Raw genomic sequence first — 26173 nt, 5'->3', positions numbered from 1 at the left:
CTCACTCTTTCCCTTTTGTTATCCCATAAATCATATCGGCCAGTCGGCGCCCCGTCGGTGTGGCAGCTAAACCACCCTCCGCTGTTTCCCGAAGGGCTGATGGCATACTCTTACCGATCCGGTACATAGCCCCAATCACTTCATCGCAAGGTATTCTGCTCGTGATACCCGCCAGCGCCATATCAGCAGATACGATTGCATTAGATGCTCCAGCGGCGTTTCGTTTGATACACGGCACTTCTACCAGGCCAGCAACTGGATCACATACAAGTCCAAGCATGTTTTTTAACGTAATAGCAAATGCTTCGGCGCTTTGTTCTGGTGTTCCGCCAGCCATTTCCACCACAGCTGCACTGGCCATCGCAGCAGCAGAGCCTACTTCAGCCTGACAACCACCTTCTGCACCGCTGATGGATGCATTGTTGGCCACAACAAATCCGAAAGCTCCGGCTGTGAATAGAAAGTGCACCATTTGTTCCCGGGTAGGGTTCAATCTTTCTTTAACCGCGAACAGAGCTCCTGGCACACATCCGGCACTGCCCGCAGTCGGAGTGGCACAAATCATCCCCATTGCAGCATTAACTTCGTTCGTCGCCACCGCTTTACTGACAGCATCTAAAAGCAGATGACCAGAAAGTGTGTTGCCCTTCGCCATATATTGCTGCAGTAAAACAGCATCATTTCCTGTCAAACCAGAGTGGGATGTAACCCCCTTTAATCCGCGTTCTACTGCTTCTTCCATGATTTGCAGGTTCCGTTCCATCTGGCCCATGACTTCCTCACGGGAACGCTGATGTACATCCATTTCCTGGCGGATCATCACTTCCGAAATCGATATACTGTCTGCATTCGCTTGTTCAAGCAATTCCGCTACATTGCGAAACATATTCATTCCTCCTGTTTAATTCATCAAGCGGGATACACGGTTGATGTGCGAAGCTTTTTCTAAAACCTGCATCACATCATCCTCCACGTTCTGATCCGTCTCGATCACCATGAGCGCATCCTTCCCGACATCCTTACGGGAAACCTCCATATGCGCTATATTTATCTCGTGCTGTGCCAAAATTTGCGTTACAGAAGCTATCGCGCCAAACCGATCATTATGCATGATCAAAATAGCGGGCTTATTACCTGACATACGCAGTTCAAAGCCGTTTAGCTCTGTGATTTCTACTTTTCCGCCGCCGATAGAAACACCGACCAGCTCCATGCTGCTTTTCTCTGTCCCAAGCTTTATTCTTGCTGTGTTTGGATGTTCCGTTGCAGCTGTATCTTCAATGAATTCGATTTTCATATTATGTTTTTCGGCTGTTTCCAATGCGAACCTGATTCGATCATCATCTGTATCATAGCCAAGCAGACCTCCAGCAATAGCTAAGTCCGTACCATGACCGCGATACGTTTTCGCGAATGATCCATAAAGATGGACCGTCGCCCAAGTCGGCTTTATTCCGAAAATGAGTCTTGCGGCGCGGCCAATGCGGGCCGCCCCGGCAGTATGTGAACTGGATGGACCGACCATAACCGGTCCGATAATATCGAATACGGATTGATATTTCATAGGCTCACTCCTTCTTCTTCTATTTTAGCATGTATCACACATATGTTCCTACTGCAACCAATGAAAAAAGCTCCCGTTAAGGAGCTTTCCCCATCATTATTCAACTGCGACCAAGTACGTGTAGACAGGCTGATTTCCTTCATGAATTTCCAGTTCCGCTTCAGGGAATTTCCCTTCAACAAAATCCTCCAAGCGATCATCAGTGTCTTCCGCGTCTTCACCGCGAATAACTGTTATCAATTCATCTTCTTCACTGACCATTTGCTCAAGCAGCAGCTCCAGCGCTTCTTCTGCCTCAGAAGCAGCTGCTATGATTTTGCTTTCCTGAATAGCTATGAATTGCCCTTCTTTTATTGATACGCCTTCGATTGTGGTATCACGAACAGCATGTGTCACTTGTCCGGACTTCACTTGCGAGATTGCTTCTTTCATAGCTTCAGCATTGCTATCTGGTGACTGGGTAGCATCGAAAGCAAGCAATGATCGCATACCCTGCGGTATCGTCTTTGTCGGAACTACAAACGCCTGCACCTCTGCCATTTTAGCTGCCTGCTCAGCAGCCATGATGATATTCTTATTATTAGGCAAAATATAGACAGAGTCCGCGTTAGCTGTTTTAATGGCGTCTGCAATGTCCTGGGTGCTTGGATTCATAGTCTGTCCGCCTGAAATGACGACATTTGCTCCTAGGTTCTCAAACAATGCTTTCACACCTTCACCCATTGCAACTGTCACAATGGCATGCTGATTGCGTTCCTTCTTTTCTTTATTACCAACAATAGCCGCATGCTGTTCACGCATGTTTTCTATTTTCATATTGATCAGACTGCCGAATGCTTGACTATATGTCATCACTTCACCAGGATACTCGGTATGAATATGCACCTTTACGACATCTTCATCAGCTACTACAAGCAAAGAATCCCCGCGTCCGTCCAATTCCTCACGATAAGCCTGCTCATCAAAAGGATTCTCCTGAAGCTTGTCTGCTTCGAATTTAACCATAAATTCCGTACAATAGCCATATGTGATATCAGCTGTATCCAAGAAATCCTGTGCTTGCTTGTGATGCTCCGCACTCACAAGATTCTCCATTTTGCCATGCTGCACCTCTACAGGCAGCTCTTCACCTGTCAAAGCTGCAAGAAAACCTTCATAAACAGTAACCAAGCCTTGACCACCGCTATCTACAACACCGACTTCCTTCAAAACAGGAAGGAGGTCAGGCGTACGACTGAGGCTTTCCTTGGCAGCTTTCACTACATATCTGAATAACTCTATTGGATCAGCTTCAGTTTTTGATTTTTCTACCGCAGCGGCTGCAGCATCCTTCGCTACAGTAAGAATCGTCCCTTCCACTGGCTTCATGACGGCTTTATATGCTGATTTGACACCAGCATCCAACGCATTAGCAAGCTTGCCCGCTGTCAGATCCTTTTGCCCTTCCAATGCTTTGGCAAAGCCACGGAAAAGCTGAGAGAGAATGACACCAGAGTTTCCCCTAGCTCCCATCAGCAGACCTTTGGCAAAGGCCGCAGCAAGCACACCGACTTCTTCACTGTCGGTATCTTGTACAGCTTTTGCCCCAGACGTTATTGTCAAATTCATGTTTGTACCTGTATCGCCATCCGGCACGGGAAATACATTCAGCGCATCAATCGTCTTAGCATTATTCGCCAGATGATGTGCACCTGTCAGAAGCATCCCCGCAAATGTCTTTCCATCCACATTTCCAACACTCAAACTGTTTCCTCCTTAAATCTGCCGGCTATCTTAGTCTGCAGAAACACTGACGCCTTGTATATAAATGTTCACAGAGCTCGTCAGTACGCCCAATGCCCGATCCAATGTATATTTCACTTGGGACTGCACATTGTGTGCAACCTCGGATATCTTCGTTCCATAACTTACAATAATATGTAAGTCGATCTGGACTTTGTTGTCCGTCTGGGTTACAACTATCCCTTTCGAGTAGTTCTCCCTGCGGAGAATTTCTGCTATGCCGTCACGTAATTGATGTCTGGAAGCCATACCGACAATGCCATAACATTTTTCCGCGGCACTTCCAGCCAATGTTGCGATCACATCCGTTGCGATCGTGATTTTTCCATCTTCTGAAGTCAGATGAAGGCTCATACGGCTCCTCCTAACGCTTATCAAATATATTCCTACTATACTATATGGCAGCGCTATTTGAAAGCGGATTAAAAATAGCCCTTTTTACAATGCCAGCTAAACAGTTTACTGTCAAGTAATTTTTCTTGATATATTTTTGTTAGATTATTGCATTACGTGCCGAGTTGTGATAAATTTGTTTAGTGTTACAAACTAACTCGTAATATTAGGAGGGATAACATGGGACGCAAATGTGTAATCACAGGACGTACTACTCGTTCTGGTAATGCTCGTTCTCATGCCATGAACGCTAATAAACGTACTTGGAAAGCAAACGTTCAAAAAGTTCGCATTCTTGTTGACGGTAAACCGAAAAAAGTTTACGTTTCAGCTCGTGCACTTAAAAAAGGTAACATCGAACGCGTATAAATAGCATTTCTAAAATACTTTTATGGTAGCATTCGCATGCGACAAAAAAAGCACCCTTTCTCGAAAGGAGTGCTTTTTTTGTGCTAATCTTTTTTAAACGTTCCGATAATGACGCGGACGAAGCCACCGATGAACCTCGGGAGTTTAAAGGTATAAAATTTCATAAGATCCCCTTCCTCCTTTTTCCTAAGCAGCCTAACGCTGTAGCTTTTAAACATCCTTGCTCTTTATCATTATTACTATGCCTGAAGCAAATGAATAAGTACCATATTGTGCAACAAGCTCATTAGAGATGGACAATGTTTCTCCCCAATGGATTGAAGCATCTGTTAAAGGATATTTAAAGCCAGTCAAGGTTAGACCAGTAACTTGCTCAGAGAAGGAAAGAAATGATATATAACGGTATGTATCATCTCGTTCTATCCGGTATGTACCAGGTCGATGCAATCGGATATTATTCTGCCAGTCGATGATGACTGCCTGCTCGAAACTGTCAAGCAGCCGATAAAGCATCTGAATGTTGATTAGTTCATGATCAAGTCTTCCGCCGGTTACCCCATACACCGCCACATCAGCGGCGCCCATTTCTTCTGCTTGCCGAATGGCAAGTTCGAAATCCGTTTCATCTTTTTCAGGCGGATACACCAGCACCTGATCTGCGTACCGACGAATCGTAATCAATTCTTCTTCCGACACAGAATCAAAATCACCAACCGCTACTTTCATTCGGATACCAGCAGATGCCAGCGCTAGTGCTCCCGCATCTGCTCCAATCCATATATGATGATGTTCAGAATGTAAATCCGGCAGTCTTCCCGCACCGCCGACAAGCCCGATACTAAGCTTGGTATTCATACGTCATTCAGCTGCTTCCCGGATTGCCGCAATTGCCGCAGCACGATCTTCCTGATTATAGACAGCACTTCCGGCAACTAGTACATCCGCACCTGCATCTGTACATAGTCCCGCTGTTTCGATATTTACACCGCCATCAATCTCAATTTCAAAGTCGAGCTCGAGTGCTTCTCGAAGCCTGGACAGCTCTTCTACTTTTTTCAACACAGAAGGAATAAATCGCTGACCGCCAAAGCCTGGGTTTACCGTCATCAATAACACCATATCCAACTCTGGCAAAATCTCTTCAATCAAGCTTACTGGAGTGGCTGGATTCAATACAACACCAGCTTTTACTCCTTGCTCCTTAATCATCATGATTGTGCGGTGCAAATGAACGCAAGCCTCTTGATGGACTGTAATGATATCCGCACCAGCCTTGATGAATGCTTCAATGTATTGATCCGGGTTTTCGATCATCAAATGTACATCCAGGGGCAGCTTCGTCACAGGACGAATCGCCTCCACGATAAGGGGGCCGATTGTAATATTTGGGACAAAATGACCGTCCATGACATCGACATGGATGTAGTCAGCTCCGCCTTTTTCTACATCTCGAATTTCATTTGCCAAATTAGCGAAGTCAGCTGAAAGAATAGATGGTGCTATTTTCGTCATCATTAATACCTCGGCTTTCTCGATTTAATTTCCTCTAGGAACTGCAGATAATGTGTATAACGGTATTCAGGAATATCTCCTGCTTCGACTGCTAGTTTAACCGCACATTTAGGTTCCTTGTGATGCATACAGCCTCTGAATTTACAGTCGTCTTGACGCTCCCTGAATTCAGGGAAACAAGATGGCAGCTCTTCGGCTTCCAATTCGGTGAACTCCAATGAGCTGAATCCAGGCGTGTCTGCAACAAGACCGCCCCCGATTGGTATAAGCTCCACATGTCTCGTCGTATGGCGTCCGCGTCCAAGACTTTCAGATATCTCATTTGTTTCCAGATCCAGGCGCGGATCAATAGCATTCAGCATCGAAGACTTGCCCACACCTGACTGCCCTGCGATAACTGAGATCTTATCTTTCATGTGCAGCTGCACTTGCTCTAGATTCGTTTCTTCTTTTGAGGATAACATCTCAACTGAATAGCCAATCTGTTGATAATCCTTTTTGAAAGCTTCGATTCTGGACAATTGATCCGCTGACAGCATGTCCATTTTCGTAATGAAAATAACTGGCTCGATAGCTTTTGACTCTACTAGTACAAGGAAGCGGTCAAGCAATGCTGTACTGAAATCTGGCTGTGCTGCTGACGTTACGATGATCGCCTGATCGATATTGGCAATCGGGGGCCTGACTAGCTCATTCTTCCGCGGACCAACATCCAGCACATAACCTTCTTGCTTTGTCTCCGCTTCGAATTCTACTTGATCACCGACCAGCGGTGTTATTTTCTGTTTGCGAAATACACCTCTGCCACGGCATTGATAGGTTTCTCCGTCTTCTGTAAGCACATAGTAGAATCCACTCAGTGCTTTCATAATCTTACCTGATGGCATTTATTCACCTTCCCTGTCTTCATACGGAACCGTTTTTTCCAAAACTACTTCATCATCACGCAATACACGATATTCCGCTTCTCCGCCAGCAGGTATGCTGAGTGTAAGCGTAATTTCCTCATCTTCTGTGATAGCACGTTCATCATAGAGCTCTGTCACATCATGGTCTGCGTCACCTACATAAATCTGAACTATCTGAGGAACAGGATCTTCCTGTGTTTCTTCGGTCTGTTCGTCTTCGCCTGTCTGTGCATCATCAGGCTCGTAAGGAACAGTGAATGTTACCGTGTGCGTCGCAGGAGGCAAATTCTCCGGACCAGTTGACACGTACAGATCAACACTGCCATTTTCTTCAATCGATTGTCCTGAACCCGGATCATGCCGAATTACAACACCCTCTTCGACTTCATCTGACGGCTGTTCAATGAAATTGCCATCCAAATCATTTTTATCTAAATAAGATTGTGCTTCCTCTTCTGTCATACCTGACAAATCTGTCAATGTCACCGCTTCTGGCCCTTTGCTCACTTCAAAGATGACCGTTGTATCCTCTGGAACCACTTTTGTTCCTGCTTGAGGCTGGATTTGGGAAATGATTGTACCAACAGGTTCATCAGAGAACTCCTCGTAAGATCGTACATTCTTATATCCCTTATCATCCAATAGTTTTTCCACTTGGGAGAATGACTTGCCCTCGTAATCAACAAATTCTTCTTTTTCTTTGCCAATACTTGTATAAACCGTCACACTGGAGCCTTCCTTAATCTTACTGCCCGCTGAAGGATCTGTCTTGACGACACTTCCCTCTTCTACAGTGTCAGATGCGGTTGCTTCCCGTTTTACGTGTAGATCCAGATCGGATAACTTATCGACCGCATCTGCATAGGAATCATTTCTCACGTCAATCATCGTGACCTCTTTCGGCGTTGTAGCAAGTACGATGCCTATTCCTGCACCTGCAAGCAATAAGAGGATGACAATTACCCATATAAAGACTTTCCAACGTCTCTTTTTCTTTTTTGGCTTTTTCTGCTCTTCTTGTTTCGGTGGATTCGTATGACCGTTATGTACGATCGTATCAGCTAACGATGCTTTATTGAGATCCTTCTCGGAAATAATCGGAATCGCTTTTGTTGTATCTCCAGCTTCCTTAGGTGGAGCATAACGCTCTTCGTTTGCCCTGGAGGGATCCAGACATGTTTCCAAATCTGTCTCCATATCATATGTGCTCATGTAACGGTAAAAAGGGTCCTTCGTCGTAGACTTCAAAACAATATTCTCGACACTTTGGGGAATATCGCCAGCCCAGCGTCTGACAGATGGTGTGTCAGTCTGTAAATGCTTTAAAGCAATACTGACAGCAGACTCACCAGAGAATGGAAGACGACCAGTAAGCAATTCGAACATGACAATACCGAGTGAATAGACATCGGATTTCTTGGTAGCTATGCCCCCCCTTGCCTGTTCTGGTGACAGATAGTGCACAGAGCCCAGCATGGCATTCGTCTGGGTTAATGACGTTGCACTCAACGCAGTAGCTATACCGAAGTCGGTCACTTTCACTTTTCCGTAATCATCAATCAGGATATTCTGAGGTTTGATGTCACGATGAACGATTCCGTTTGCGTGTGCATGTGAGATCGCGGAGGTGACTTGTTTCATAATATCGACTGTATCAGGTACCACGATGGAACCATGAGTCTGTATGTATTGCTTCAATGTCATTCCGCTGACATATTCCATGATCATATAGTAGATGCCATCCTCATCTCCCACATCATAGATCGTGACGATATTCGGATGTGATAGACTGGTTGCCGCATGGGCTTCCCGATGGAACCTTGCAATGAATTCATCATCGTTTGCATATTCCAGCTTCAGGACTTTAATGGCGACTTCGCGATCGAGGATGATATCCTGGCCAAGATAAACATTTGCCATACCGCCTCCGCCGATCAGACGGTGAATTTCATACCGTTCATTCAGCGTACGTCCTTCGAGCATGCTATGCACCCTCCCGGACAGGTGTATCAGCCAAATCGGCGATGATCAAGGAGATATTATCTTCCCCGCCTCGCTCATTGGCAACCGTCACGAGCTGCGAAGCGATATGTTCAATCTCTTCTCCAGATGTGAGGTACTGCAAAAGCTCCTGCTTATCGAATTTGTTTGATAGCCCATCTGAGCACAATAGCAGACGATCTCCGGCTTCCCAAGTGATTGACACTAAGTCCATTTCCACATCTTGATCCGTTCCGAGTGCGCGCAGCAGGACATTTTTCCGAGGATGGTGCTCGGCATCTTGTTCTGTGATTTCACCAGATCGGACCAGTTCATTTACAAGAGAATGGTCCTCTGTCACTTGCTTGAATCCTTCTTCATTAAGCAAGTAGCAACGGCTATCCCCAATATGGGCGATTGTAACAAAATCATCTGTACATACTGCGGCGACAATCGTCGTACCCATTCCTGCCAATTCTTCACTCTGTCGTGATTCTTCATATACACGTAAATTAACATCTTTGATTGCTTGCTTGATAGCTTCTTCTGTCGTTTGCGGAGAATCGAAGGAATCAGCAGTTTCCCACCAGTTGCGTAAATGGGAAATAGCTAGCTGACTGGCGACATCACCTGCTTTATGTCCACCCATACCATCGGCAATTACAGCAAGATGTTGGGCATGGGAATTGGAGAATACCCCACCCGCATCTTCGTTATGACTTCTGATCTGACCACGATCGGTAATGAAAAAACCTCTCACGCTTCTCACCTCATCTATATGCAGTCTGTTTGCTGCTCCAAATTTATCCTACCACATTTCTTACCCTTTTCTAACAAGTCGGACAAGGAAAAAGCCATCGGTATTAAAATCCTGCGGGAATACTTGCAAACCAGCATCGGTAAGACCAGGGGCTTTCTTAACTGCTTGCGGCAAATCGTTCTGGAATTCTGGATCCACTTCAAAATCCGGATGCTGCTCAAGAAAAGCTCGGACTACTTGTTCATTTTCTGCTTGATCCACTGTACAAGTACTGTAGACTAGCTTTCCGTCTTTTTTCAATAGCGGCGCTACCTGTTCAAGCAGATCAGCCTGAATGGAAGCAAGTGATAAGACGTCTTGTTCCGATTTATGGTACTTGATATCCGGTTTCCCTCTGAGTACGCCCAATCCAGAGCAAGGTGCATCAAGTAAAATACGATCGAAGCTCTCTGGTTGGTGCCGCTCATGTAAGTTGCGTGCATCTGCCTGATCGGCTTCAATGATTGTCAGCTTCAGCTTCTCGGCTTTCTGCTGTACCTGCTTCGCTTTCTTGGCATGCAGATCGTACGCATAAAGCTTGCCCTCATTCTCCATCGTTTCTGCAATATGTGTCGTCTTTCCGCCCGGTGCACTGCATGCATCCAGCACAGTCATACCGGCTGTTGCATCAACCATCTGACCAGCAAGCATACTCGTCTGATCTTGGACAGTCACTTGATTGGAAAGGAACAAATCACTTTTCAGGATGTTCCCATCTTCTACGATGATCCCTTGCGGATTGATGCTGGAAGGACGGACAGTAAATCCTTGGGACTCCAGTTCTTCCATCGCTTCATCGCGTGTAATCAGCATTGGCTGTACGCGCACACTTATTGGTTTCTCCACTTGGTTTACGGCACACATTTCGCGGGCTGTCTTCTCTCCGTATTGCGCAATCCATCGCTCGACAAGCCATTTCGGGTGACTCGTTTCCAGCGAAATACGCTCGGCTGGGTCTTGGATGTCATCCAATTTAGGGAATCCTTTTCGCTGTGCATTACGCAGAACAGCATTTACAAGCGATGCGATACCTTTATGGCCTCGCTGCTTTGCAATTTCAACAGATTCGTGGATAACAGCATGGTCAGGCACCCTGTCCAATACGTACATTTGATAGAAAGCGGATAATAAAAGCCATTTCGCCCATGATTCCAATTTCTTTGATACAAAGTGACGAAGAAAATACTCTAATGTCAGTTTATAAGATAATGTTCCATAAACGATTTCGGTTAGCAGGCCTGTATCTCTGCTGTCAAAACCTTTATTCCGGATCGTTTGATCCAGCAGCAAATGACTGTAGCCGCCCTGATCTCCAATACGAGATAACAATGTGACTGCTGTATCACGGAGTTCATACTTCTTCATGCTGGCCCAACCTTTCTCCAGCTTGCATTTCTTTACCGACACCACGCAAATAATCTGCTGCAGTCATTTGCTTTTTACCCGCTGGCTGTACCTGTGTTAATTTGACTGCTGTATTGTTCCCGCAAACTACGATAATGCCATCGGCTTCAATGCTAGCAATCTCACCTGGTGCTCCATCATATTCACGATCCAGAAGTTCACTCCACCATATCTTGAAAGGCTTGTCCATGTAGGTTGTGAAAGCCACCGGCCATGGATGCATGCCTCGGATATGATTGAAAACTTCCCAGTTTGAACGGTTCCAATCAATTACTTCTTGCTCGCGTTTGATTGTTGGAGCAAATGTAACTTTCTCTTCGTCCTGTTTGATTGCATTCACGGAACGAGAAAAGATATCTGGAAGAATATCATGAACCATTTCCGCTCCAAGCGTTGCTAATTTATCATGCATCGTTCCTACATGATCCTGCATTGTAATAGGTACCGAACGCTGAAGCAGCATATCGCCGGCATCCAGTTTCTCAACCATATACATGATAGTAACGCCAGTCTCAGCTTTTCCTTGCTGAATGGCATAATGGATCGGAGCACCGCCGCGAAGTTCTGGCAGCAAACTAGCATGAACATTAATAGATCCAAATTGCGGATAATCAAGCAGCTCCTTCGGCAATATTTGCCCAAACGCAGCCGTTACGATCAAATCCGGCTCATAGGAAAAGATTTCTTCATAACTCTGCTTGATTTTTTCCGGCTGATAAACCGGTATTCCGTGCTTTAGAGCTTCCTCCTTCACAGGTGAGCTGGTGAGGATACGCTTGCGGCCTTTCGGGCGGTCAGGCTGGGTGACAACGAGCACCACCTCGCAATCTTCCTCTGTCAGCTGTTTAAGTACGGGTACTGCAAAATCTGGTGTACCCATGAATACGATTCGTTTCATTCAAAAAAGCTCCTTTCCTACATGAGCGAATACGGCTGTAAATCAACATGTATTTGCAAATCTTCTTTTTTCCGCGCATCTTCGTAGTGATGAAGGATTCTCCTGATCACATCCCGAAGGTTCGGTTCGTTTTTGTATTTTACCATGCACTGGAAGCGATATCTATCTTTGATCCGCGCCAGAGGCGATGGAGTAGGTCCGAGTATTCGGACTTGATCGGACAAGTGCTTCTGGAGCAGCTGTACAATCGTCTGTGTCGTCTGCATTGCTTTCACCTGGTTCTGGTGACTGACCGTCAATAAAGCCAGATAATAATAAGGCGGATATTGAAAAGCTCTGCGTGTTTGCATTTCCGTCTGGAAAAATGGACGATAATCCCCTGCTGCTGCAAGTTCAACGCTGTAATGTTCCGGAGAATATGTTTGTATGATTACTTCCCCAGGCAGACTGTGCCGACCAGCTCGTCCGCTCACCTGTGTCAGCAATTGGAACGTCTTTTCTGCAGCACGAAAATCAGGCAAATGCAGCATAGAGTCTGCAGCCAGGACCCCTACAAGCGTCACTCTTTCGAAATCCAATCCTTTTGCAATCATCTGGGTACCAAGCAGTATATCCGCTTCGCCTCTGCCAAATGCTCCAAGCAGCTTTTCATGCGCACCTTTCCGCCTTGTCGTATCAACATCCATTCGAATGACACGAGCTTCCGGCAGCAGTTGTGTGAGCGATTCTTCTACTTTTTGTGTACCTGTACCAAAATAACGTATCGTATCACTTTCACAAGCTGGGCAGATGGAAGGCATTTGCTCTTCGTAGCCGCAATAATGGCATTTTAGCTGCTCACTGCTTCTGTGGTATGTGAGTGTTATATCGCAATGCGGGCATTCCACTGTATGCCCGCAGTCGCGGCACATGACAAATGTGCTGTAGCCGCGCCGGTTTAAGAAGAGAACTATCTGTTCTTTTTTACGAATGCGTTCTTTCATCTGTTCCAGCAATTCTCGCGCGAAGATCGACCGGTTGCCCGCATGCAGCTCATCCCGCATATCGATGATTTGATAGTCAGGCATCGAAGCATGATTCACGCGCTCCGGAAGCTCCAGCATATGGTAGACGCCTTTTTCAGCTCTAGCATATGATTCGAGCGAAGGTGTTGCACTGCCAAGAACAACTGGGGCATGATGATATTCCCCTCGGAAAACAGCGATATCGCGGGCATGATATTTCGGGTGATCTTCCTGCTTGTAACTCGTTTCATGTTCTTCATCTATGATGATGATTCCCAAATTTTCAAAGGGCGCAAAAATGGCGGATCTGGCGCCGACGGCTACTTTAACTTGCTTGCGCTGGATCTTTCGCCATTCATCGTACTTCTCACCAGCTGATAAAGCACTGTGCAGCACAGCAACTTCAGAGCCAAATCTTCCTTTGAATCGGTTGACTGTCTGGGGAGTAAGTGCGATTTCAGGAACAAGAACAATCGCTTCCTGCCCTTTTTCCAGCACCTGCTGAATTGCCTGCAAATATACTTCTGTCTTTCCGCTTCCGGTAACGCCATGCAGAAGAAAGACTTCATGCGCTTCCGACTTGATGCTTTCAAGTATCGGTTCAAGAGACTTCGCCTGTGAATCCGAAAGCTGCAAGGGTTTCGTACGTTCAATTTCCTTATCCTTGTATGGATCACGGAGTACTTCTTTATCATATGACCGAAGTAATCCAGCATCCAGCAAGGGCTTAAGTGTAGAGCCTGTCGTCTCATTCATTTCAAGCAGATGTTTCTGCGCAATCTGCCCTGGCTCTTCAATGAAATGCTCAAGGAGCGCTCTTTGTTTCATGGCGCGAGCGTTCACATTGCCTAATGCCTCTTGCAGTTCTTCAACAGACTTGTCTGCATCAATCATACGGATTGTTTTCTTTGTTTCCTTCGAGTTGACTTGATAACGCAGTTCTATTTGACCTGCTTTGATTGTCTGCTGCAGAACCGATAAAGGAACACCGCTATGCTCGAATTGCTCGTACATGCTCGTATCTTCTTCCTGAAATAACGGCAGCAATGCTTCTGGTATATTCCCAGTCCGAACAAGTACTTTCTGATATGTCGCCTTCATCGCTTGCGGCAGCATTGCCTGGAGGGCGGTGATATGGAAGCTTAATGTCTGCTCCCCCATCCATACTCCTAAATCAAGCAATTCAGGGGTTAGTGCCGGAAGCAAATCCATCGTTTCCTGAATTTCCTTTAGCTTGTCCACTTCAGCAGAACTGCTGATCTCCAGGACGAAACCCATGATGCGACGATTTCCGAATGGTACGATGACACGCATCCCCGGCTGGAGTACGTTAATCAGTTTTTCAGGAATCAAATAATCATACACGCGGTCGGTCTGACTGGCCGGGACGTCAACAACAACCTTCGCGATGTTCATTTTCTGTCAGCCTCCATATCTTCTACAATCTCATCCAGAATCCGGTGGGCAATCTGTTTTTTAGTATCAGAGGGCAGATGCTGTTCCTTGCCTTCTCTATTTAAGTAAATCACTTCATTGGTGTCGGATTGAAATCCTGCGCCTGTCTTCCCGACTGTGTTCACACAAATGGCATCTAAATGCTTCCGCTCGAGCTTTCCTTTGCCATACGCTACAGCATCATTTGTCTCTGCAGCAAAACCGACAAGGAACTGATGCTGCTTCCGCTGTCCAAGTGTCAGAAGTATATCGGTAGTCCGTTCCATTTCAATGGACAAGTTTCCATCCTGTTTTTTCACCTTAGAGTCAAATGTTTGTACTGGCCGATAATCAGCTACAGCTGCAGCTTTGATGACGATATCCTGCTCACCGTATACTATCAGTACCTGATCCAGCATCTCCTGGGCACTTGTAACATCTATTCGTTTTACCCCAAGAGGCGTAGTTAACTGTGATGGTCCGCTCACAAGCGTCACATCTGCTCCGCGTTTAGCAGCGGCTTCTGCCACAGCATAGCCCATTTTACCTGAGGAGTGGTTCGTAAAGAAACGGACAGGATCAATTGTTTCCTGAGTCGGTCCAGCCGTTACTAACACGCGTTTACCTTCCAGATCACGCTCGGGCTCTGTTCTTTCTTCCAGGATTCGGATAATGGATTCCGGCTCCTCCAGCCTGCCCTTACCAACATATCCACAAGCTAGATAACCAGCTTCTGGCTCGATAAAGTGGTAACCCCAGTCAACCAGCTGCTGCATATTACGGATTACTGCGGGATGCGCGTACATATGAACGTTCATGGCAGGCGCGATGTAGACAGGTGCCTCTGTTGCAAGCAATGTAGTCGTCAGCATATCGTCTGCTATACCTGCAGCAAGCTTTCCTATCAGGTTAGCGGTCGCTGGCGCAAGCAGGAATAGGTCTGCCTTATCTGCTAAATCTATATGAGCAATTTTTTCAGGATGTTTTTCATCAAAGGTATCGGTATATACCGGGTTACGGGATAACGCCTGGAACGTGAGCGGTGTCACAAATTCTGCTGCATGTTTTGTCATGATGACATGAACATCTGCACCCTTCTGTGTCAGTTTGCTCGTCAATGCGCATGCCTTATATGCAGCGATGCCTCCGGAAACTCCCAGACAAATTGTCTTTCCAGCTAAATTCATTTCACTTCCCCCTCCTGATGCACAATAAGAAAGAAACCCCCGCTTGGTGTTCACCATCGCGAGGGCATCTCCATCGGATGCACCTGGCATCCTCACCTTTTATTCTTCTGTATATTCCAATTTATCTGCTTGGATTTCTTCCAGAGCAATACCAACGTATTTAAATGATTTCGGGTTTGCAATTTTAGATGTCTTCGTTTCCTGCAGCTGACGCGCACGTTGCGACGACAAAGTAACCAGTGTGTATTTCGAATAAATTTTTTCCTGTAGTTTATCAATAGACGGTTCTAACATCATATCAATTAACCTCCAATGCTTTCTTATATTCTTTTGCGACGCGTTCGCGTTTGCAATGCTCACTTTGTACAATGGACTGAATCTTCGACACGGCGTGATTCAACTGATCGTTAACGACCACATAGTCATAAGCATCCATCATCTCGATTTCGTCCCTGGCAGCATTCAGACGGTTCTTCACAAGTTCGGGCGTCTCTGTACCGCGTCCGACAATACGATTCTTCAATTCCTCCAGGCTAGGCGGAATGAGGAAGATGAAGACACCTTGCGGGAAGTTCTCCTTCACCTGAAGTGCACCTTGTACCTCGATTTCTAGAAAGACATCGTGACCTGCTTCCAAAGTCTCTTCTACGTAATCCCGGGGAGTACCATAATAATTGTCCACATAGCTCGCATATTCCAGGAGCTTATTCTGACCAATCAAACGCTCGAATTCTTCCTTCGATTTATAGAAATAGTCCACACCATCTTGTTCTCCCGGCCGCATGTTTCTAGTTGTCATGCTGATTGAGTAACGCAAATGTGTGTCCTGTTCGAATAATGCCTTCCTTACCGTCCCTTTTCCGACACCGGATGGTCCGGACAGGATGAAAAGGATCCCTTTCTGTTCAATCATGTGCTTCCTCCTAGCTATTCCTCAGATAGTTCATCGTCACGCAGGACACGCTGTCCCACCGTCTCGGGCTGTACAGCCGAAAGGATGACGTGATCACTATCTGTGATGATGACAGCTCTTGTTCGCCGACCATATGTAGCATCCACCAGCTTATTCGCATCACGGGCAACCGTGATGATTCGCTTGATGGGAGCCGATTCAGGAGAAACTATCGAGATTATTCTGGTTGCGGAAACGACATTTCCGAACCCGATATTAATCAATCTTAAACTCATCTTGCTTCTCCCTTCTTGCTGTACTGCTCTTTTGACTGGCGTTTCAAACTACTTATAATGTCATGAGAATCCGCTCTACAGCTCTAATTAATAGAAGCATCTTCTTATCATTATACCTTTATCATCAATTAAACCATATCTTATTCATTATAGTTATATCTTAAACCAAACTCAATACTATTCTATATTTTGCACTTGCTCTTTTATTTTCTCCAGCTCTGATTTCATGCTTACTACGATTATACTGATAGAGGAAGCTGTCGATTTGGAGCCAATCGTATTTACTTCCCTCTGCATCTCCTGCAGGATAAAATCACATGTCCTGCCCACAGGCCCTGTCTTCTCCAGGTTTATAGCAAGCTGATTTAAATGACTCTCTAATCGGATGAGCTCTTCCGTTATATCACCCTTTTCAGCCAGCAGCGCTATTTCCTGATACAGACGGCTGTTTTCCGGCAATCCAACATCAACGTAGCTGGTTATCCTATCCTCGATGCGCCGCTTGTATGCTTCCATCACCTGCGGCCGTAGCTCTGCCAGTTGCTTCAGCATCGTTTGGATGTCGTTCATCCTATTTTGGATATCCTTTGCTAAAGCACTGCCTTCTGCTGTACGCATTTGAATGAAGGCTTCTAATGCGCCTTGAAGAGCCTTTTCCACCAAGTCCGGCAGTTCTGTCAGCTCTGGCTGTGCTTCTTCCATAAGGATATCTGCAGATTGAGACAGCAGTGTATCAATCGTAATTTCTCCACGAAGATCAAAAGCGGATCGTATAGCTCTCAGCTTAACCATATATTCCTCAGCTAATTCCCAATCAATGGATAATTCGCGTTTTCGCAAACCTCCGCCGTCAATATCCACTATTAGTTCCAGCTTGCCTCTGCCGACAGACTGCTGCAGCTGATCCTTTAAAGACGTTTCAAGAAAAGCAGCCGCTTTCGACAGCTTGCATTTGATATCCAAGTATCTGGAGTTGACACCTTTCAATTCCGCTGTGACCGTGAGGCTGTTTCCGGATGCCACACTCCTGCCATACCCTGTCATGCTTTTTGTCAAGCTAATCCCTCCGGTTTTTTAGTAGTCACAGTGTATCAGAATCAAGGCAGTTTGTCCTGTATCAAGAATGCGGGAAACAGAAAAGCATGCTGCCTATGTTGCTTAGCAGCATGCTTCTAATTTATTTCTTTATAAAACCGAAGAGCACGGTAGGAACAGCACTTAGTCCCATAATCAACAACCAATCCCGCATAATTAAGTCTGTCGTATGGAAAATCGGCTGCAGCGGACTGACATATATAACAGCAAGCAATAAAACGATAGATGAGACGACAGCACCGATAAGCCAGCCATTCCCGAAAGGATTGCGAGCAAATACCGATTTTTCACTGCGGCAGTCAAATACGTGAATCAGCTGTGCCATAACTAATGTAGCAAATGCTGTTGTCTGCGCATAAACAAGTCTTTCCGGATCTCCTTGATACATCAGCATGAAAGCAATGATTGTCACAGACCCAATCAGAATACCTCGGGTGACGATTTTCGTACCAAGACCCCTGGCAAAGATCCCTTCATTCGGATGACGCGGTTTCTGCTTCATCACCTCATCCTCTGCCTTGTCCATACCGAGAGCAATAGCTGGCAGACCGTCTGTCACTAAATTCACCCATAAGATTTGAATAGGAACTAACGGCATTGGCAATGCCAGAATCATGGCAAATAGCATCACCAGGATTTCACCAACATTGGAGGCTAGCAAGTAGCGCACAAACTTTCTTATATTAGAGTAGATTGTCCGCCCTTCCTTGATGGCTGCTTTGATAGTGGCAAAATTGTCGTCCATCAAGACAAGTGCACTGGCTTCTTTGGCAACATCGGTTCCTGTAACACCCATACTGATACCTATATCGCTTGCTTTGATCGCAGGTGCATCATTGACGCCATCACCCGTCATCGCAACAATATGACCGACATTCTGCAGAGCTTGGACAATTCTGAGCTTATGTTCTGGGGTCACACGTGCAAACACGTACATACTATCCACTTCTGCCTGCAGTTCTTCATCTGACATGCGATCCAGATCCTTGCCTTCTACGACTCTGCCGGCTGGAGGCAGAATATGCAGCATATTGGCAATCGCGGCTGCTGTCTTCACATGATCACCTGTTATCATGATTGTCTTAATGCCAGCTTTACGGCAATCGATAATTGCATCTTTTGCTTCCTTACGCGGCGGGTCGATCAATCCGTTTAGACCGATAAATATCATTTCTTTTTCCAGCTCTTCTTCTTTCGGCTGATATCCTGCCGGGAAGTGACGGACACAAACAGCAATTGTCCGCAGCGCTTTAGCAGCCATTTGATCTACAGCTTCATACAATGCTTTCTTATCCTTGCCAGCAAGCGGCTTTTTTTCCTGACCATGATATGCGGCTTTTTCTATTAAAACATCAGGCGCGCCTTTCGTAATCGCAATCAGTTTCCCTTCAGGTGTCTTGACCAATACAGTCATCCGTTTCCGTTTACTGTCAAAGGGTATTTCATGCTCAATGCTATAGCTGGACAAGTCGTCTGCTTCGATTCCCGCTTTCTTCCCAGCGACAACGAGCGCTCCCTCAGTCGGATCACCATCGATCATCCAGCGCTTCTTTTTTCGGAATGCCTTTGCATGGCTCGACAGGACCCCATAACGAAGGAGATGGATAAGCGCTTCTTCCTTCGTCTCTTTTCCATTTCGGTAAAATCCACCTGATGGATCGTAGCCATCCCCTGTTACCGTATAGGTGTTTCCGTCAAGGAAAATCTCTTTGACTGTCATTTGATTTTCTGTAAGTGTTCCCGTTTTATCTGAACAGATGACAGTAGCTGAGCCAAGAGTCTCCACAGCAGACAATCGTCTGACGATAGCTTTTTGTTTGATCATACGCTGCACACCAAGTGAAAGAGCGACCGTCACAATTGCCGGTAGGCCTTCCGGGATTACAGCTACAGCAAGTGAAACACCAGCAATGAGCATCTCGTATAACGGATTCCCCCGGTAAACTCCCGCAAGAACTGTTAATGCAGTGAGAAGCAAGGCAATGACAATAAGTACCTTTCCGAGCTTCTCCAGTCTTCGTTCAAGCGGAGTCTGCTTTCGCTTTGTATCAACAAGCAGTTCAGCAATTTGCCCTACTGCCGTATTCATACCGGTTCCAATGACGATTCCGGTACCACCGCCCCGCGTCACAAGAGAGCTCATGAATGCAATATTATGCTGATCCTGAGGCCCCAGCTGATCTGCTTGCAATTTCTCCGTCACCTTAGCAACTGGCAGTGATTCTCCTGTGAGTGCAGATTCCTCTGTTTCCAGACTTGTCACACTAACCAAACGCAGATCAGCTGGCACCCGGTCACCTGCAGTCAACGATACGACATCTCCAACGACAAGTTCTGCCGACGATATCTTCGCCCATTGTCCATCTCGCAGCACACGCGCCATCGGGGCATTTAATTCCTTCAGTTTGCTGAGAGATTTTTCGGCATTCCTTTCCTGAAAGAAGCCGATTAGCGCATTTAACAAGACGATCAGCAGGATGGCAATGCTATCGATATACTCGCCCAATAGTCCAGAGACAACCGTCGCTGCGAGAAGCACCAGAACCATAAAGTCTTTGAACTGTCCGAAAAATAGCGCAAGCTGGGAAACTCCTTTTTCTTCTTTCCATTCATTTTTTCCATCCCGCTTCAGCCGCTGGTCTACTTCCTTTGTGCTAAGTCCTTTATGTGTGTCGGAATTTGTCTGTTTAGCTGTTTCCTCTGCTGAAATTTGATACCATCGCACATTGCATACCTCCACCCTTATTTCTAAAGTAAATGTATGCGTGCTTGTCCGATAAAATGCTATACTAGCAGAGAATGAGGTGAAACATATGGCATTTGACGGAATAGTAACAAGAGCGATGGCCAAAGAGCTTGATGACACATTAGCAACTGGCCGTCTGTCAAAAATATACCAGCCGACTGATACGGAGATCGTGCTTACCTTCCGCAGCAAAGGGAAGAATCACGCACTATTATTGTCGGCGCATCCAAGCTATGCACGAGTGCATATTACAAACGATACCTATCAGAATCCCCAGAATCCTCCTATGTTTTGTATGCTTCTTCGCAAGCATCTAGCAGGCGGGTTCTTGGAAAAAGTAGAGCAATTCGAAAATGAACGGATCATCCAGCTTAGTTTCGTAAGCAAAGATGAGCTTGGTGACCAGACATCAAAACGAATCATCATGGAAGTGATGGGAAAACACAGCAACATCATGCTGGTCGATAATGAAACTGATATGATCATCGACAGCATCAAACATATTTCATCCAGTGTGAACCGGCACAGGACAATCCTTCCCGGTCAGACGTACAAGCTTCCACCGAGTCAGGAGAAGCTGAACCCATTTACTTTGGAACCAACAGAGTTTGCCCGGAAGCTCGACTTCAATACCGGCCAGATGAACAAACAGATTTTGAATATGCTGCAAGGTGTATCTCCTGTTTTGGCCAACGAAATGGCTGATCAGGCATATATGGGTGATAAAGAGAAATACTCCCAAGTTTACACACATTTTATTGATAAGCTGAAGCAAGACGACTATGAGCCGACATATTTTAAAGGAAAGAAAGAAGATTTCTACGTTATGGATCTTGCTGGCATCGAGGGTGTGCGAGAGCAGTACAGTTCAATGAGTGAACTGATCGATGCTTTTTACTCTGGAAAAGCCGAACGTGATCGTGTCAAACAACAGGCTGGCGACTTGATTCGTTTCCTGAAAAATGAGCGAGATAAGAATATCCGGAAGCTCTCTATCCATGAGAACACCTTAAAAAAAGCAGAAAAAGCCGACAGCTACCAGCGTCGCGGAGAGCTGCTAACTGCTCATATGCATCAAATCAAACAAGGTGATACAGAAGCTGTCGTCACAGATTACTATGATCCAGATCAGCAGCAGCTCACCGTTACACTCAACCCGCATAAAACACCAAGTGAAAATGCGCAAAGCTATTTCAAGCAATACAACAAGTTAAAGAAATCGCGCACGATGGTGGAATTGGAGCTTGAGAAAACGAATGCAGAAATTAACTATCTTGATCAGCTTATACAGCAAGTAGAAGGTGCTCGGGAGCAGGATGTCGAGGAAATTCGCGAGGAATTACGGGAGCAAGGTTATCTAAAGGCAAAAGCACAACAGAAAAAGAACAAAAAACCGAATCTGCCTGAGCCGGAAACATACACAGCGACAGATGGCACAACGATCCTCGTCGGACATAATAATAAGCAGAACGAATACTTGACGATGAAGCTTGCTCACAAGCAGGATACTTGGCTTCATACGAAGGATATCCCGGGATCCCACGTCGTTATCCGCGCAACCGAACCGTCCGAGGAAACATTGGAAGAAGCAGCAAAACTAGCTGCTTGGTTCAGTAAATCCAAACTTTCGTCTTCGGTACCCGTCGATTATACAAAGATTCGTCATGTTAAGAAACCAAACGGCGCGAAACCTGGATTTGTGACGTACGACCAGCAAAAGACTTTGTATGTTACTCCGGATGAGCAGTTTGTGAAACGTATGAAAAATAAATAAGGAAGTGCGCTGTTGCAGCGCACTTCCTTATTTTATTTGAGTAACTTGTAATAAAAATTACCAGCTAGAAACGTGCCAAATGCGTCCTGCGCAAAATCTGGCACTTCTCCAAACAGCACGTACCCTTCAGACTGATAAAGCAAATTGGCTGGTCCTTCTTTTTCTGTATCAAGCAATAGCAATGTTTTGCCATCTGCCTTTGCGGCTTGTTCCGCATGCTGAAGCAGCTTTCTGGCCACACCTTGCCTTCTGGCTTTAGTGCTGGTCATCAACTTGGCTATCTCCGCACGATGACGGCCATTTTCTTTGTCACTGTAATGCAACTGGACAGTCCCTGCAATTTGGCCATCGATTAGCCCAACGAAAAGCCGAACATGTTCAGAAAGTACAGAATTCCAGTAGCTCATTGCAGATTCATCGCTCATCGGATGCAAATAGTTCATCGATGCGCCATCAGCTACTACCGTTTGAAATAAACTTGCTAGTTCTTCTTTATACGATTCAATATCTGTAACTTCCTTAATTTCCATAGTTACTCCCCCATACCATGCAAGTTGTTTAGATTTTATGAGTGTTCCTATAATTGAGCTTCTATCCTTTTAAAGATAACCTATGTGCCTTATGAAAATGAATAAAATATTAGATATTCTAACACACTATATTTCTCCGCTACTCAGCCTAAAGACGCTGAAAATCTTTGCCATAGATATTTGAAGAATCCTACTCATATAAAATTGCGCGAACTGGCGTAACCGTCGATACTATCGAACATTTCTTAACAAGTAGTAGCGGCTGGAAAAGATGCTTTTGAAGAAAAACTGAACCGCAAACACGTTGTAAGAAATTATAAAAAAAACCGATCAATCAAGAATTATGAGGCTTCATTTCAAGGGTGGTAAAAAGATGAAAATTCGTGCTGATAACGTAGGAACCTTTGCATAAATACCTGGGGTTACTGAAGAAGATATCGATATTATAACTATTCAGGATAACATGTCATATGTTAATATTTTGAATGGAATAATCTCCATTGTATTGCAGGCTATGGAGAAGACAACTGTTAAGGGTAAGAAACTGAAAGTTAACAAGGCGATTAAGTAATATTTCTATAGAAAATCCCCTCCTTCATTTTGTAGGAGGGGATTTTCTCTTTACTTTCTTTGTGTCTATACACATAGAACTTTCCAAATAACGAGTATTATCCGCTATTCAGTTATCTGTAATGGGATTAAATCGACTGAAGCATCAACTTCAATTGTATCCATACTTTCCAATTTCAGAACAAAGCTAGATACGTCACCTTCGGCCTCTATAACTATATCAACTTTCACTTTGCCAGAGTAAGCCTTCACTATAACTCTACTTTAGCACCTTCTTTTGGAACAACTTGATAACTATTCGCCGGCAAATTGACCAACTCTATAATCAACTCCAGCACCTAATTCAATTGGTTCATCTTCTGCCTTTTTCATCTCGCCTCTAAGAGTTAATAAGTCTTCTTCTGCATCATTTTGTTCGCGCCTTTCGATTTTTTAATTGAATCTAGCAGTCTATTTAATTAGAATAATAGAGGTAATATTACTTATACTTACCAAATATAAGTAATATTAGAAAATGATAAACAGAAAGCTTGTTATACATAAGAAGGAGTTACATTGTGAAAAAATCATTTATTAACATGCAACAAGGAAAAAACAGCAACTGGCGATATATATTATCTTTGTTGTCGATTTTCTTCTTTATGATTTTAAGCGGCATCGCTTATGTCATCATACTACTTGTAATCGACCCAGCTGCACTGGATACCCTTGATCTAACGTTAGGAAACCCGATATTAGACTTGGCCTTGTCACATATAGAGTATCTTTTTTGGTTGATGGGTCTCTGGTTCAGCATGAAAGTCATTCATAAGCGTCCATTCAGAACACTTATTACCCCTTACCGAAAAATCAATTGGAAAAGGATCGTATTCGGCTTTCTCATTTTCTTTGGTCTTATGGCGATTTCATCCATCATAGACTTTTTAGTATTTCCAGATGATTACACTTTGCATGACTTTAATATCTCAAATTATATTTGGCTGGTGCTGATTGCATTATTACTTGTACCAATCCAGACAACATGTGAAGAATTAGTATTTAGAGGATTTATCCTACAATGGTTAGGTAAAGGATTTAAAAATCCTATTTTACTATCTATTATCGTTGGAGGCATATTTGGCTCTCTGCATTTTGCCAATCCAGAGATGAGTGACGGAGCATTATTCGTAGGTTTTGATTATGTATTTACCGGCTTTATGCTCACCTATATAGCGGTAAAGAGCAATTCAGCTGAATTATCCATAGGTGCTCATACAGCCAACAACGTCTTTCTGGCGTTATTCTTCACTTCGGATAACGATGTTTTTGGAGAAATCCCATCCCTATTTGTAGTTTTAGATGAGTCTCCATTTTACAGTGCCCTTATGTCTTCGATCATTATTATTACTTTTTATGTCATCACGTTAAAAACTAGATTTGGAAAACGTATGAACAATGAGGACAAACAGATACAATAACACACAAAAAGAGGTTCCGCCTGCAAGCGAAACCTGTTCCATTATCTTTTTTAAGATTTTGTATCAAATACAAGAATTTTCTACATAATGAGATATATTGTATATTAAAACAACAACCTCCTATAATACACCTTTTGTAAACTAATAAATTTTAGAGGTGGACAATTAAATATGTTAACCTCTCCTATTGTTTAAAGTCAATTCATTATGATAAGGTAATCTGTCTAATGCGTAATTTCAATACATGGAAATGACAACCTGGCCCTAATTACTATTCCGCTATAATCTTCCTATAAGATTATACGGTTCCACTTCCCAGGTTTCATAAGGTATATAATTCTTTGACCTTAGAAAATATTGTGCGAGATATCATATGGGGTCGGGTTATGTATTGAAGTAACCAGTCGCTTCATAGAGTTGCTAGATATAGATATTCCAGGCAGTACGGTTTTAACAAGACCTTAATTATTAAAAGCTTAATAAATAAAGCGTGCTATTGTGGGAAATCATTATCGAACTAACGCTCTACTTCAAGTACATTCACAAATTTTATATTAATAAGTGATAATGGAATGTGCAGTATTCTTGTACTGCGCAGCTGGAAAGTTGTTTTTCTTAAAGATAAGCGCACTACAGATCAAAAAGAGATAGTGGGGTTAATCCTTTACATCTTCCTTGCATATTTCACTAACTAGCTGTCCTAACGTATTGTTTTCTTTATTTTTCGATTCAATCCTATCAATTTTCATATTGAGACTTTGAATTCCTTATTTTTTTGCATTAAACCCTAATAAATTTTTCAGAGGTAACTAATTATTATGTCGTTTGTTAACTTCAATCGTAATGAACTCCGGCAAATAGCTGGGAGTACATCCTTTTGATACTATTTCATCTTTGTAAAGACCCGTTTTCTCACCAAGTTTAATGCAACGTGCACGATTCTTTTCATCATAAACGCCTATCCAGCCTGCGGTGAAATTCATAGCCCATTGAACTTCCGGTTCTTCCTGCGTAATATTAGCTTCTAATGCAGATAGCAATTCTGCGGTGTTATCAGGCGGTGTTTGTCCAGTCCATCTCAATCGCGCTTGATAATACCAGAAAGCTCGCCTTTGAAGAGCAGAAGGACTATTTCCCCATGACTCCATCAATGCAATTTTCTTCTTGTCTTTGGTGAGCTGATTAGCCATTAACCAATCCATTAAGTTATTTCGCTCATCAAAAGTGTGAGTCTGCATATCTCTATCAAGCTTATTTAGCACATCTTGTGAAAGAAGTTTTTTGTCCATAATTAAGATTGCTAATAGTCTGGGCAAAAACTCTTCGGTTGACCAAAGTTCCATAGCTAGTTCGTGATCTCTTTTAATGTCCTTCGCGATTTTTCGTAAGTCGCCTAGCTTAGTTTTACTATTGATCTGAGGTAGAATGTTTTCTGCTATTGAAGAGCGTTTTATTTCTGTATCTTTTTTTTCATCCATTTTATACAACTCCTTCATTAAAGCATTGTTTCATAATATGTCCTTAACGGGATATATCAAACATCCACCGAGGGTAAGTAATAGTGATGGTGGTTAATACA

At 44.2% G+C, this 26173-nt stretch carries 24 protein-coding genes and 1 pseudogene; 4 read left to right on the top strand and 21 right to left on the bottom strand.

Translation table 11 applies throughout. The annotated features are described in order from the left end of the window. Window position 1 precedes the first annotated feature (1 nt). The 4 genes from sdaAA to CHH58_RS02570 form a co-directional block, all read right to left on the bottom strand. Entirely contained in the window at window positions 2-886 is an 885-nt protein-coding gene (gene sdaAA / locus CHH58_RS02585; RefSeq protein WP_095230069.1) for an L-serine ammonia-lyase, iron-sulfur-dependent, subunit alpha, read from the bottom strand. Between the two features lie 15 nt (window positions 887-901). Further along, window positions 902-1564 (bottom strand): L-serine ammonia-lyase, iron-sulfur-dependent subunit beta, encoded by a 663-nt coding sequence (sdaAB, locus tag CHH58_RS02580; RefSeq protein WP_095230067.1) that lies wholly within the window; start codon window positions 1562-1564, stop codon window positions 902-904. A 96-nt stretch (window positions 1565-1660) separates the two neighbouring features. Next, window positions 1661-3307, bottom strand: coding sequence for a DAK2 domain-containing protein (locus CHH58_RS02575; protein ID WP_095230065.1), 1647 nt, complete (start codon window positions 3305-3307; stop codon window positions 1661-1663). 30 nt (window positions 3308-3337) lie between these two features. Beyond that, on the bottom strand, window positions 3338-3700 hold the full coding sequence (locus tag CHH58_RS02570) for an Asp23/Gls24 family envelope stress response protein (RefSeq protein WP_095230063.1): 363 nt from the start codon (window positions 3698-3700) through the stop codon (window positions 3338-3340). A gap of 219 nt (window positions 3701-3919) precedes the next feature. On the opposite strand from CHH58_RS02570, the gene rpmB reads away from it, so the two are divergent. Further along, the gene (rpmB, locus tag CHH58_RS02565; RefSeq protein WP_038560076.1) at window positions 3920-4108 is read left to right on the top strand and encodes a 50S ribosomal protein L28; all 189 of its coding nucleotides are present in this window, start codon (window positions 3920-3922) and stop codon (window positions 4106-4108) included. An 83-nt stretch (window positions 4109-4191) separates the two neighbouring features. Here rpmB and spoVM read toward each other — a convergent pair whose 3' ends face one another. The 15 genes from spoVM to CHH58_RS02490 form a co-directional block, all read right to left on the bottom strand. Then, window positions 4192-4272, bottom strand: a complete 81-nt coding sequence (gene spoVM / locus CHH58_RS02560; protein ID WP_077309667.1) for a stage V sporulation protein SpoVM — start codon at window positions 4270-4272, stop codon at window positions 4192-4194. Between the two features lie 46 nt (window positions 4273-4318). After that, the gene (locus tag CHH58_RS02555) at window positions 4319-4963 is read right to left on the bottom strand and encodes a thiamine diphosphokinase (protein ID WP_095230060.1); all 645 of its coding nucleotides are present in this window, start codon (window positions 4961-4963) and stop codon (window positions 4319-4321) included. Between the two features lie 3 nt (window positions 4964-4966). Further along, complete coding sequence (gene rpe, locus CHH58_RS02550; RefSeq protein ID WP_095230382.1) at window positions 4967-5620, bottom strand: ribulose-phosphate 3-epimerase; 654 nt, start codon at window positions 5618-5620, stop codon at window positions 4967-4969. 2 nt (window positions 5621-5622) lie between these two features. After that, entirely contained in the window at window positions 5623-6507 is an 885-nt protein-coding gene (rsgA, locus tag CHH58_RS02545) for a ribosome small subunit-dependent GTPase A (protein WP_095230059.1), read from the bottom strand. Next, window positions 6508-8511, bottom strand: a complete 2004-nt coding sequence (pknB, locus tag CHH58_RS02540) for a Stk1 family PASTA domain-containing Ser/Thr kinase (protein WP_095261982.1) — start codon at window positions 8509-8511, stop codon at window positions 6508-6510. Window position 8512: 1 nt separating this feature from the next. Next, window positions 8513-9268, bottom strand: coding sequence for a Stp1/IreP family PP2C-type Ser/Thr phosphatase (locus CHH58_RS02535; protein ID WP_095232611.1), 756 nt, complete (start codon window positions 9266-9268; stop codon window positions 8513-8515). Window positions 9269-9328: 60 nt separating this feature from the next. After that, a complete protein-coding gene (gene rsmB, locus CHH58_RS02530) occupies window positions 9329-10672 on the bottom strand; it encodes a 16S rRNA (cytosine(967)-C(5))-methyltransferase RsmB (RefSeq protein ID WP_095261123.1) in 1344 nt (447 codons plus the stop codon). Further along, the gene (gene fmt, locus CHH58_RS02525) at window positions 10659-11609 is read right to left on the bottom strand and encodes a methionyl-tRNA formyltransferase (RefSeq protein WP_095261981.1); all 951 of its coding nucleotides are present in this window, start codon (window positions 11607-11609) and stop codon (window positions 10659-10661) included. Before fmt ends, rsmB begins: the two co-directional genes overlap by 14 nt. A 17-nt stretch (window positions 11610-11626) precedes the next feature. Then, entirely contained in the window at window positions 11627-14029 is a 2403-nt protein-coding gene (gene priA, locus CHH58_RS02520) for a primosomal protein N' (RefSeq protein ID WP_095261980.1), read from the bottom strand. Continuing rightward, window positions 14026-15234 carry a bifunctional phosphopantothenoylcysteine decarboxylase/phosphopantothenate--cysteine ligase CoaBC gene (gene coaBC, locus CHH58_RS02515; protein WP_095232607.1) on the bottom strand — a complete coding sequence of 403 codons (1209 nt, stop codon included), beginning with the start codon at window positions 15232-15234 and terminating at the stop codon, window positions 14026-14028. Before coaBC ends, priA begins: the two co-directional genes overlap by 4 nt. Window positions 15235-15333: 99 nt before the next feature. After that, a complete protein-coding gene (gene rpoZ, locus CHH58_RS02510; RefSeq protein WP_095230046.1) occupies window positions 15334-15531 on the bottom strand; it encodes a DNA-directed RNA polymerase subunit omega in 198 nt (65 codons plus the stop codon). A gap of 1 nt (window position 15532) precedes the next feature. Beyond that, window positions 15533-16147: a guanylate kinase gene (gene gmk / locus CHH58_RS02505; protein WP_095217612.1), complete on the bottom strand. Its 615-nt coding sequence runs from the start codon at window positions 16145-16147 to the stop codon at window positions 15533-15535. A gap of 14 nt (window positions 16148-16161) precedes the next feature. Further along, the gene (gene remA / locus CHH58_RS02500) at window positions 16162-16422 is read right to left on the bottom strand and encodes an extracellular matrix/biofilm regulator RemA (RefSeq protein ID WP_038560050.1); all 261 of its coding nucleotides are present in this window, start codon (window positions 16420-16422) and stop codon (window positions 16162-16164) included. 177 nt (window positions 16423-16599) lie between these two features. After that, window positions 16600-17478: a YicC/YloC family endoribonuclease gene (locus CHH58_RS02495; RefSeq protein WP_095232606.1), complete on the bottom strand. Its 879-nt coding sequence runs from the start codon at window positions 17476-17478 to the stop codon at window positions 16600-16602. A gap of 121 nt (window positions 17479-17599) precedes the next feature. After that, complete coding sequence (locus CHH58_RS02490; protein ID WP_095261979.1) at window positions 17600-20242, bottom strand: cation-translocating P-type ATPase; 2643 nt, start codon at window positions 20240-20242, stop codon at window positions 17600-17602. An 88-nt stretch (window positions 20243-20330) separates the two neighbouring features. On the opposite strand from CHH58_RS02490, the gene CHH58_RS02485 reads away from it, so the two are divergent. After that, complete coding sequence (locus CHH58_RS02485) at window positions 20331-22037, top strand: Rqc2 family fibronectin-binding protein (protein ID WP_095261978.1); 1707 nt, start codon at window positions 20331-20333, stop codon at window positions 22035-22037. 32 nt (window positions 22038-22069) lie between these two features. Here the strand turns inward: CHH58_RS02485 and CHH58_RS02480 are convergent, their stop codons facing one another. Further along, complete coding sequence (locus CHH58_RS02480) at window positions 22070-22567, bottom strand: GNAT family N-acetyltransferase (RefSeq protein ID WP_095261977.1); 498 nt, start codon at window positions 22565-22567, stop codon at window positions 22070-22072. A gap of 255 nt (window positions 22568-22822) precedes the next feature. On the opposite strand from CHH58_RS02480, the pseudogene CHH58_RS18870 reads away from it, so the two are divergent. Next, a pseudogene (locus CHH58_RS18870) lies at window positions 22823-23138 on the top strand (DbpA RNA binding domain-containing protein); the annotation flags it as partial. 556 nt (window positions 23139-23694) lie between these two features. Next, window positions 23695-24594: a CPBP family intramembrane glutamic endopeptidase gene (locus CHH58_RS02470; protein WP_249275015.1), complete on the top strand. Its 900-nt coding sequence runs from the start codon at window positions 23695-23697 to the stop codon at window positions 24592-24594. Window positions 24595-25403: 809 nt separating this feature from the next. Here CHH58_RS02470 and CHH58_RS02465 read toward each other — a convergent pair. Next, window positions 25404-26072 (bottom strand): DNA alkylation repair protein, encoded by a 669-nt coding sequence (locus CHH58_RS02465; protein WP_095261976.1) that lies wholly within the window; start codon window positions 26070-26072, stop codon window positions 25404-25406. Window positions 26073-26173 lie beyond the last annotated feature (101 nt).

The sequence above is a fragment of the Terribacillus saccharophilus genome (genome assembly GCF_002272745.1).
GTDB lineage: Bacteria > Bacillota > Bacilli > Bacillales > Amphibacillaceae > Terribacillus > Terribacillus saccharophilus_B.
Note: the sequence above shows the minus strand (reverse complement) of the source record. Positions and strands in the feature narration are given on the sequence as shown.

Bases quoted from the DNA above. Each gene is read 5' to 3' on its own strand.
- sdaAA (WP_095230069.1), bottom strand. From the start codon at position 886: ATGTTTCGCAATGTAGCGGAATTGCTTGAACAAGCGAATGCAGACAGT.
- sdaAB (WP_095230067.1), bottom strand. From the start codon at position 1,564: ATGAAATATCAATCCGTATTCGATATTATCGGACCGGTTATGGTCGGT.
- CHH58_RS02570 (WP_095230063.1), bottom strand. From the start codon at position 3,700: ATGAGCCTTCATCTGACTTCAGAAGATGGAAAAATCACGATCGCAACG.
- rpmB (WP_038560076.1), top strand. From the start codon at position 3,920: ATGGGACGCAAATGTGTAATCACAGGACGTACTACTCGTTCTGGTAAT.
- spoVM (WP_077309667.1), bottom strand. From the start codon at position 4,272: ATGAAATTTTATACCTTTAAACTCCCGAGGTTCATCGGTGGCTTCGTC.
- CHH58_RS02555 (WP_095230060.1), bottom strand. From the start codon at position 4,963: ATGAATACCAAGCTTAGTATCGGGCTTGTCGGCGGTGCGGGAAGACTG.
- rpe (WP_095230382.1), bottom strand. From the start codon at position 5,620: ATGACGAAAATAGCACCATCTATTCTTTCAGCTGACTTCGCTAATTTG.
- rsgA (WP_095230059.1), bottom strand. From the start codon at position 6,507: ATGCCATCAGGTAAGATTATGAAAGCACTGAGTGGATTCTACTATGTG.
- pknB (WP_095261982.1), bottom strand. From the start codon at position 8,511: ATGCTCGAAGGACGTACGCTGAATGAACGGTATGAAATTCACCGTCTG.
- rsmB (WP_095261123.1), bottom strand. From the start codon at position 10,672: ATGAAGAAGTATGAACTCCGTGATACAGCAGTCACATTGTTATCTCGT.
- fmt (WP_095261981.1), bottom strand. From the start codon at position 11,609: ATGAAACGAATCGTATTCATGGGTACACCAGATTTTGCAGTACCCGTA.
- priA (WP_095261980.1), bottom strand. From the start codon at position 14,029: ATGAACATCGCGAAGGTTGTTGTTGACGTCCCGGCCAGTCAGACCGAC.
- coaBC (WP_095232607.1), bottom strand. From the start codon at position 15,234: ATGAATTTAGCTGGAAAGACAATTTGTCTGGGAGTTTCCGGAGGCATC.
- rpoZ (WP_095230046.1), bottom strand. From the start codon at position 15,531: ATGATGTTAGAACCGTCTATTGATAAACTACAGGAAAAAATTTATTCG.
- gmk (WP_095217612.1), bottom strand. From the start codon at position 16,147: ATGATTGAACAGAAAGGGATCCTTTTCATCCTGTCCGGACCATCCGGT.
- remA (WP_038560050.1), bottom strand. From the start codon at position 16,422: ATGAGTTTAAGATTGATTAATATCGGGTTCGGAAATGTCGTTTCCGCA.
- CHH58_RS02485 (WP_095261978.1), top strand. From the start codon at position 20,331: ATGGCATTTGACGGAATAGTAACAAGAGCGATGGCCAAAGAGCTTGAT.
- CHH58_RS02480 (WP_095261977.1), bottom strand. From the start codon at position 22,567: ATGGAAATTAAGGAAGTTACAGATATTGAATCGTATAAAGAAGAACTA.
- CHH58_RS02465 (WP_095261976.1), bottom strand. From the start codon at position 26,072: ATGGATGAAAAAAAAGATACAGAAATAAAACGCTCTTCAATAGCAGAA.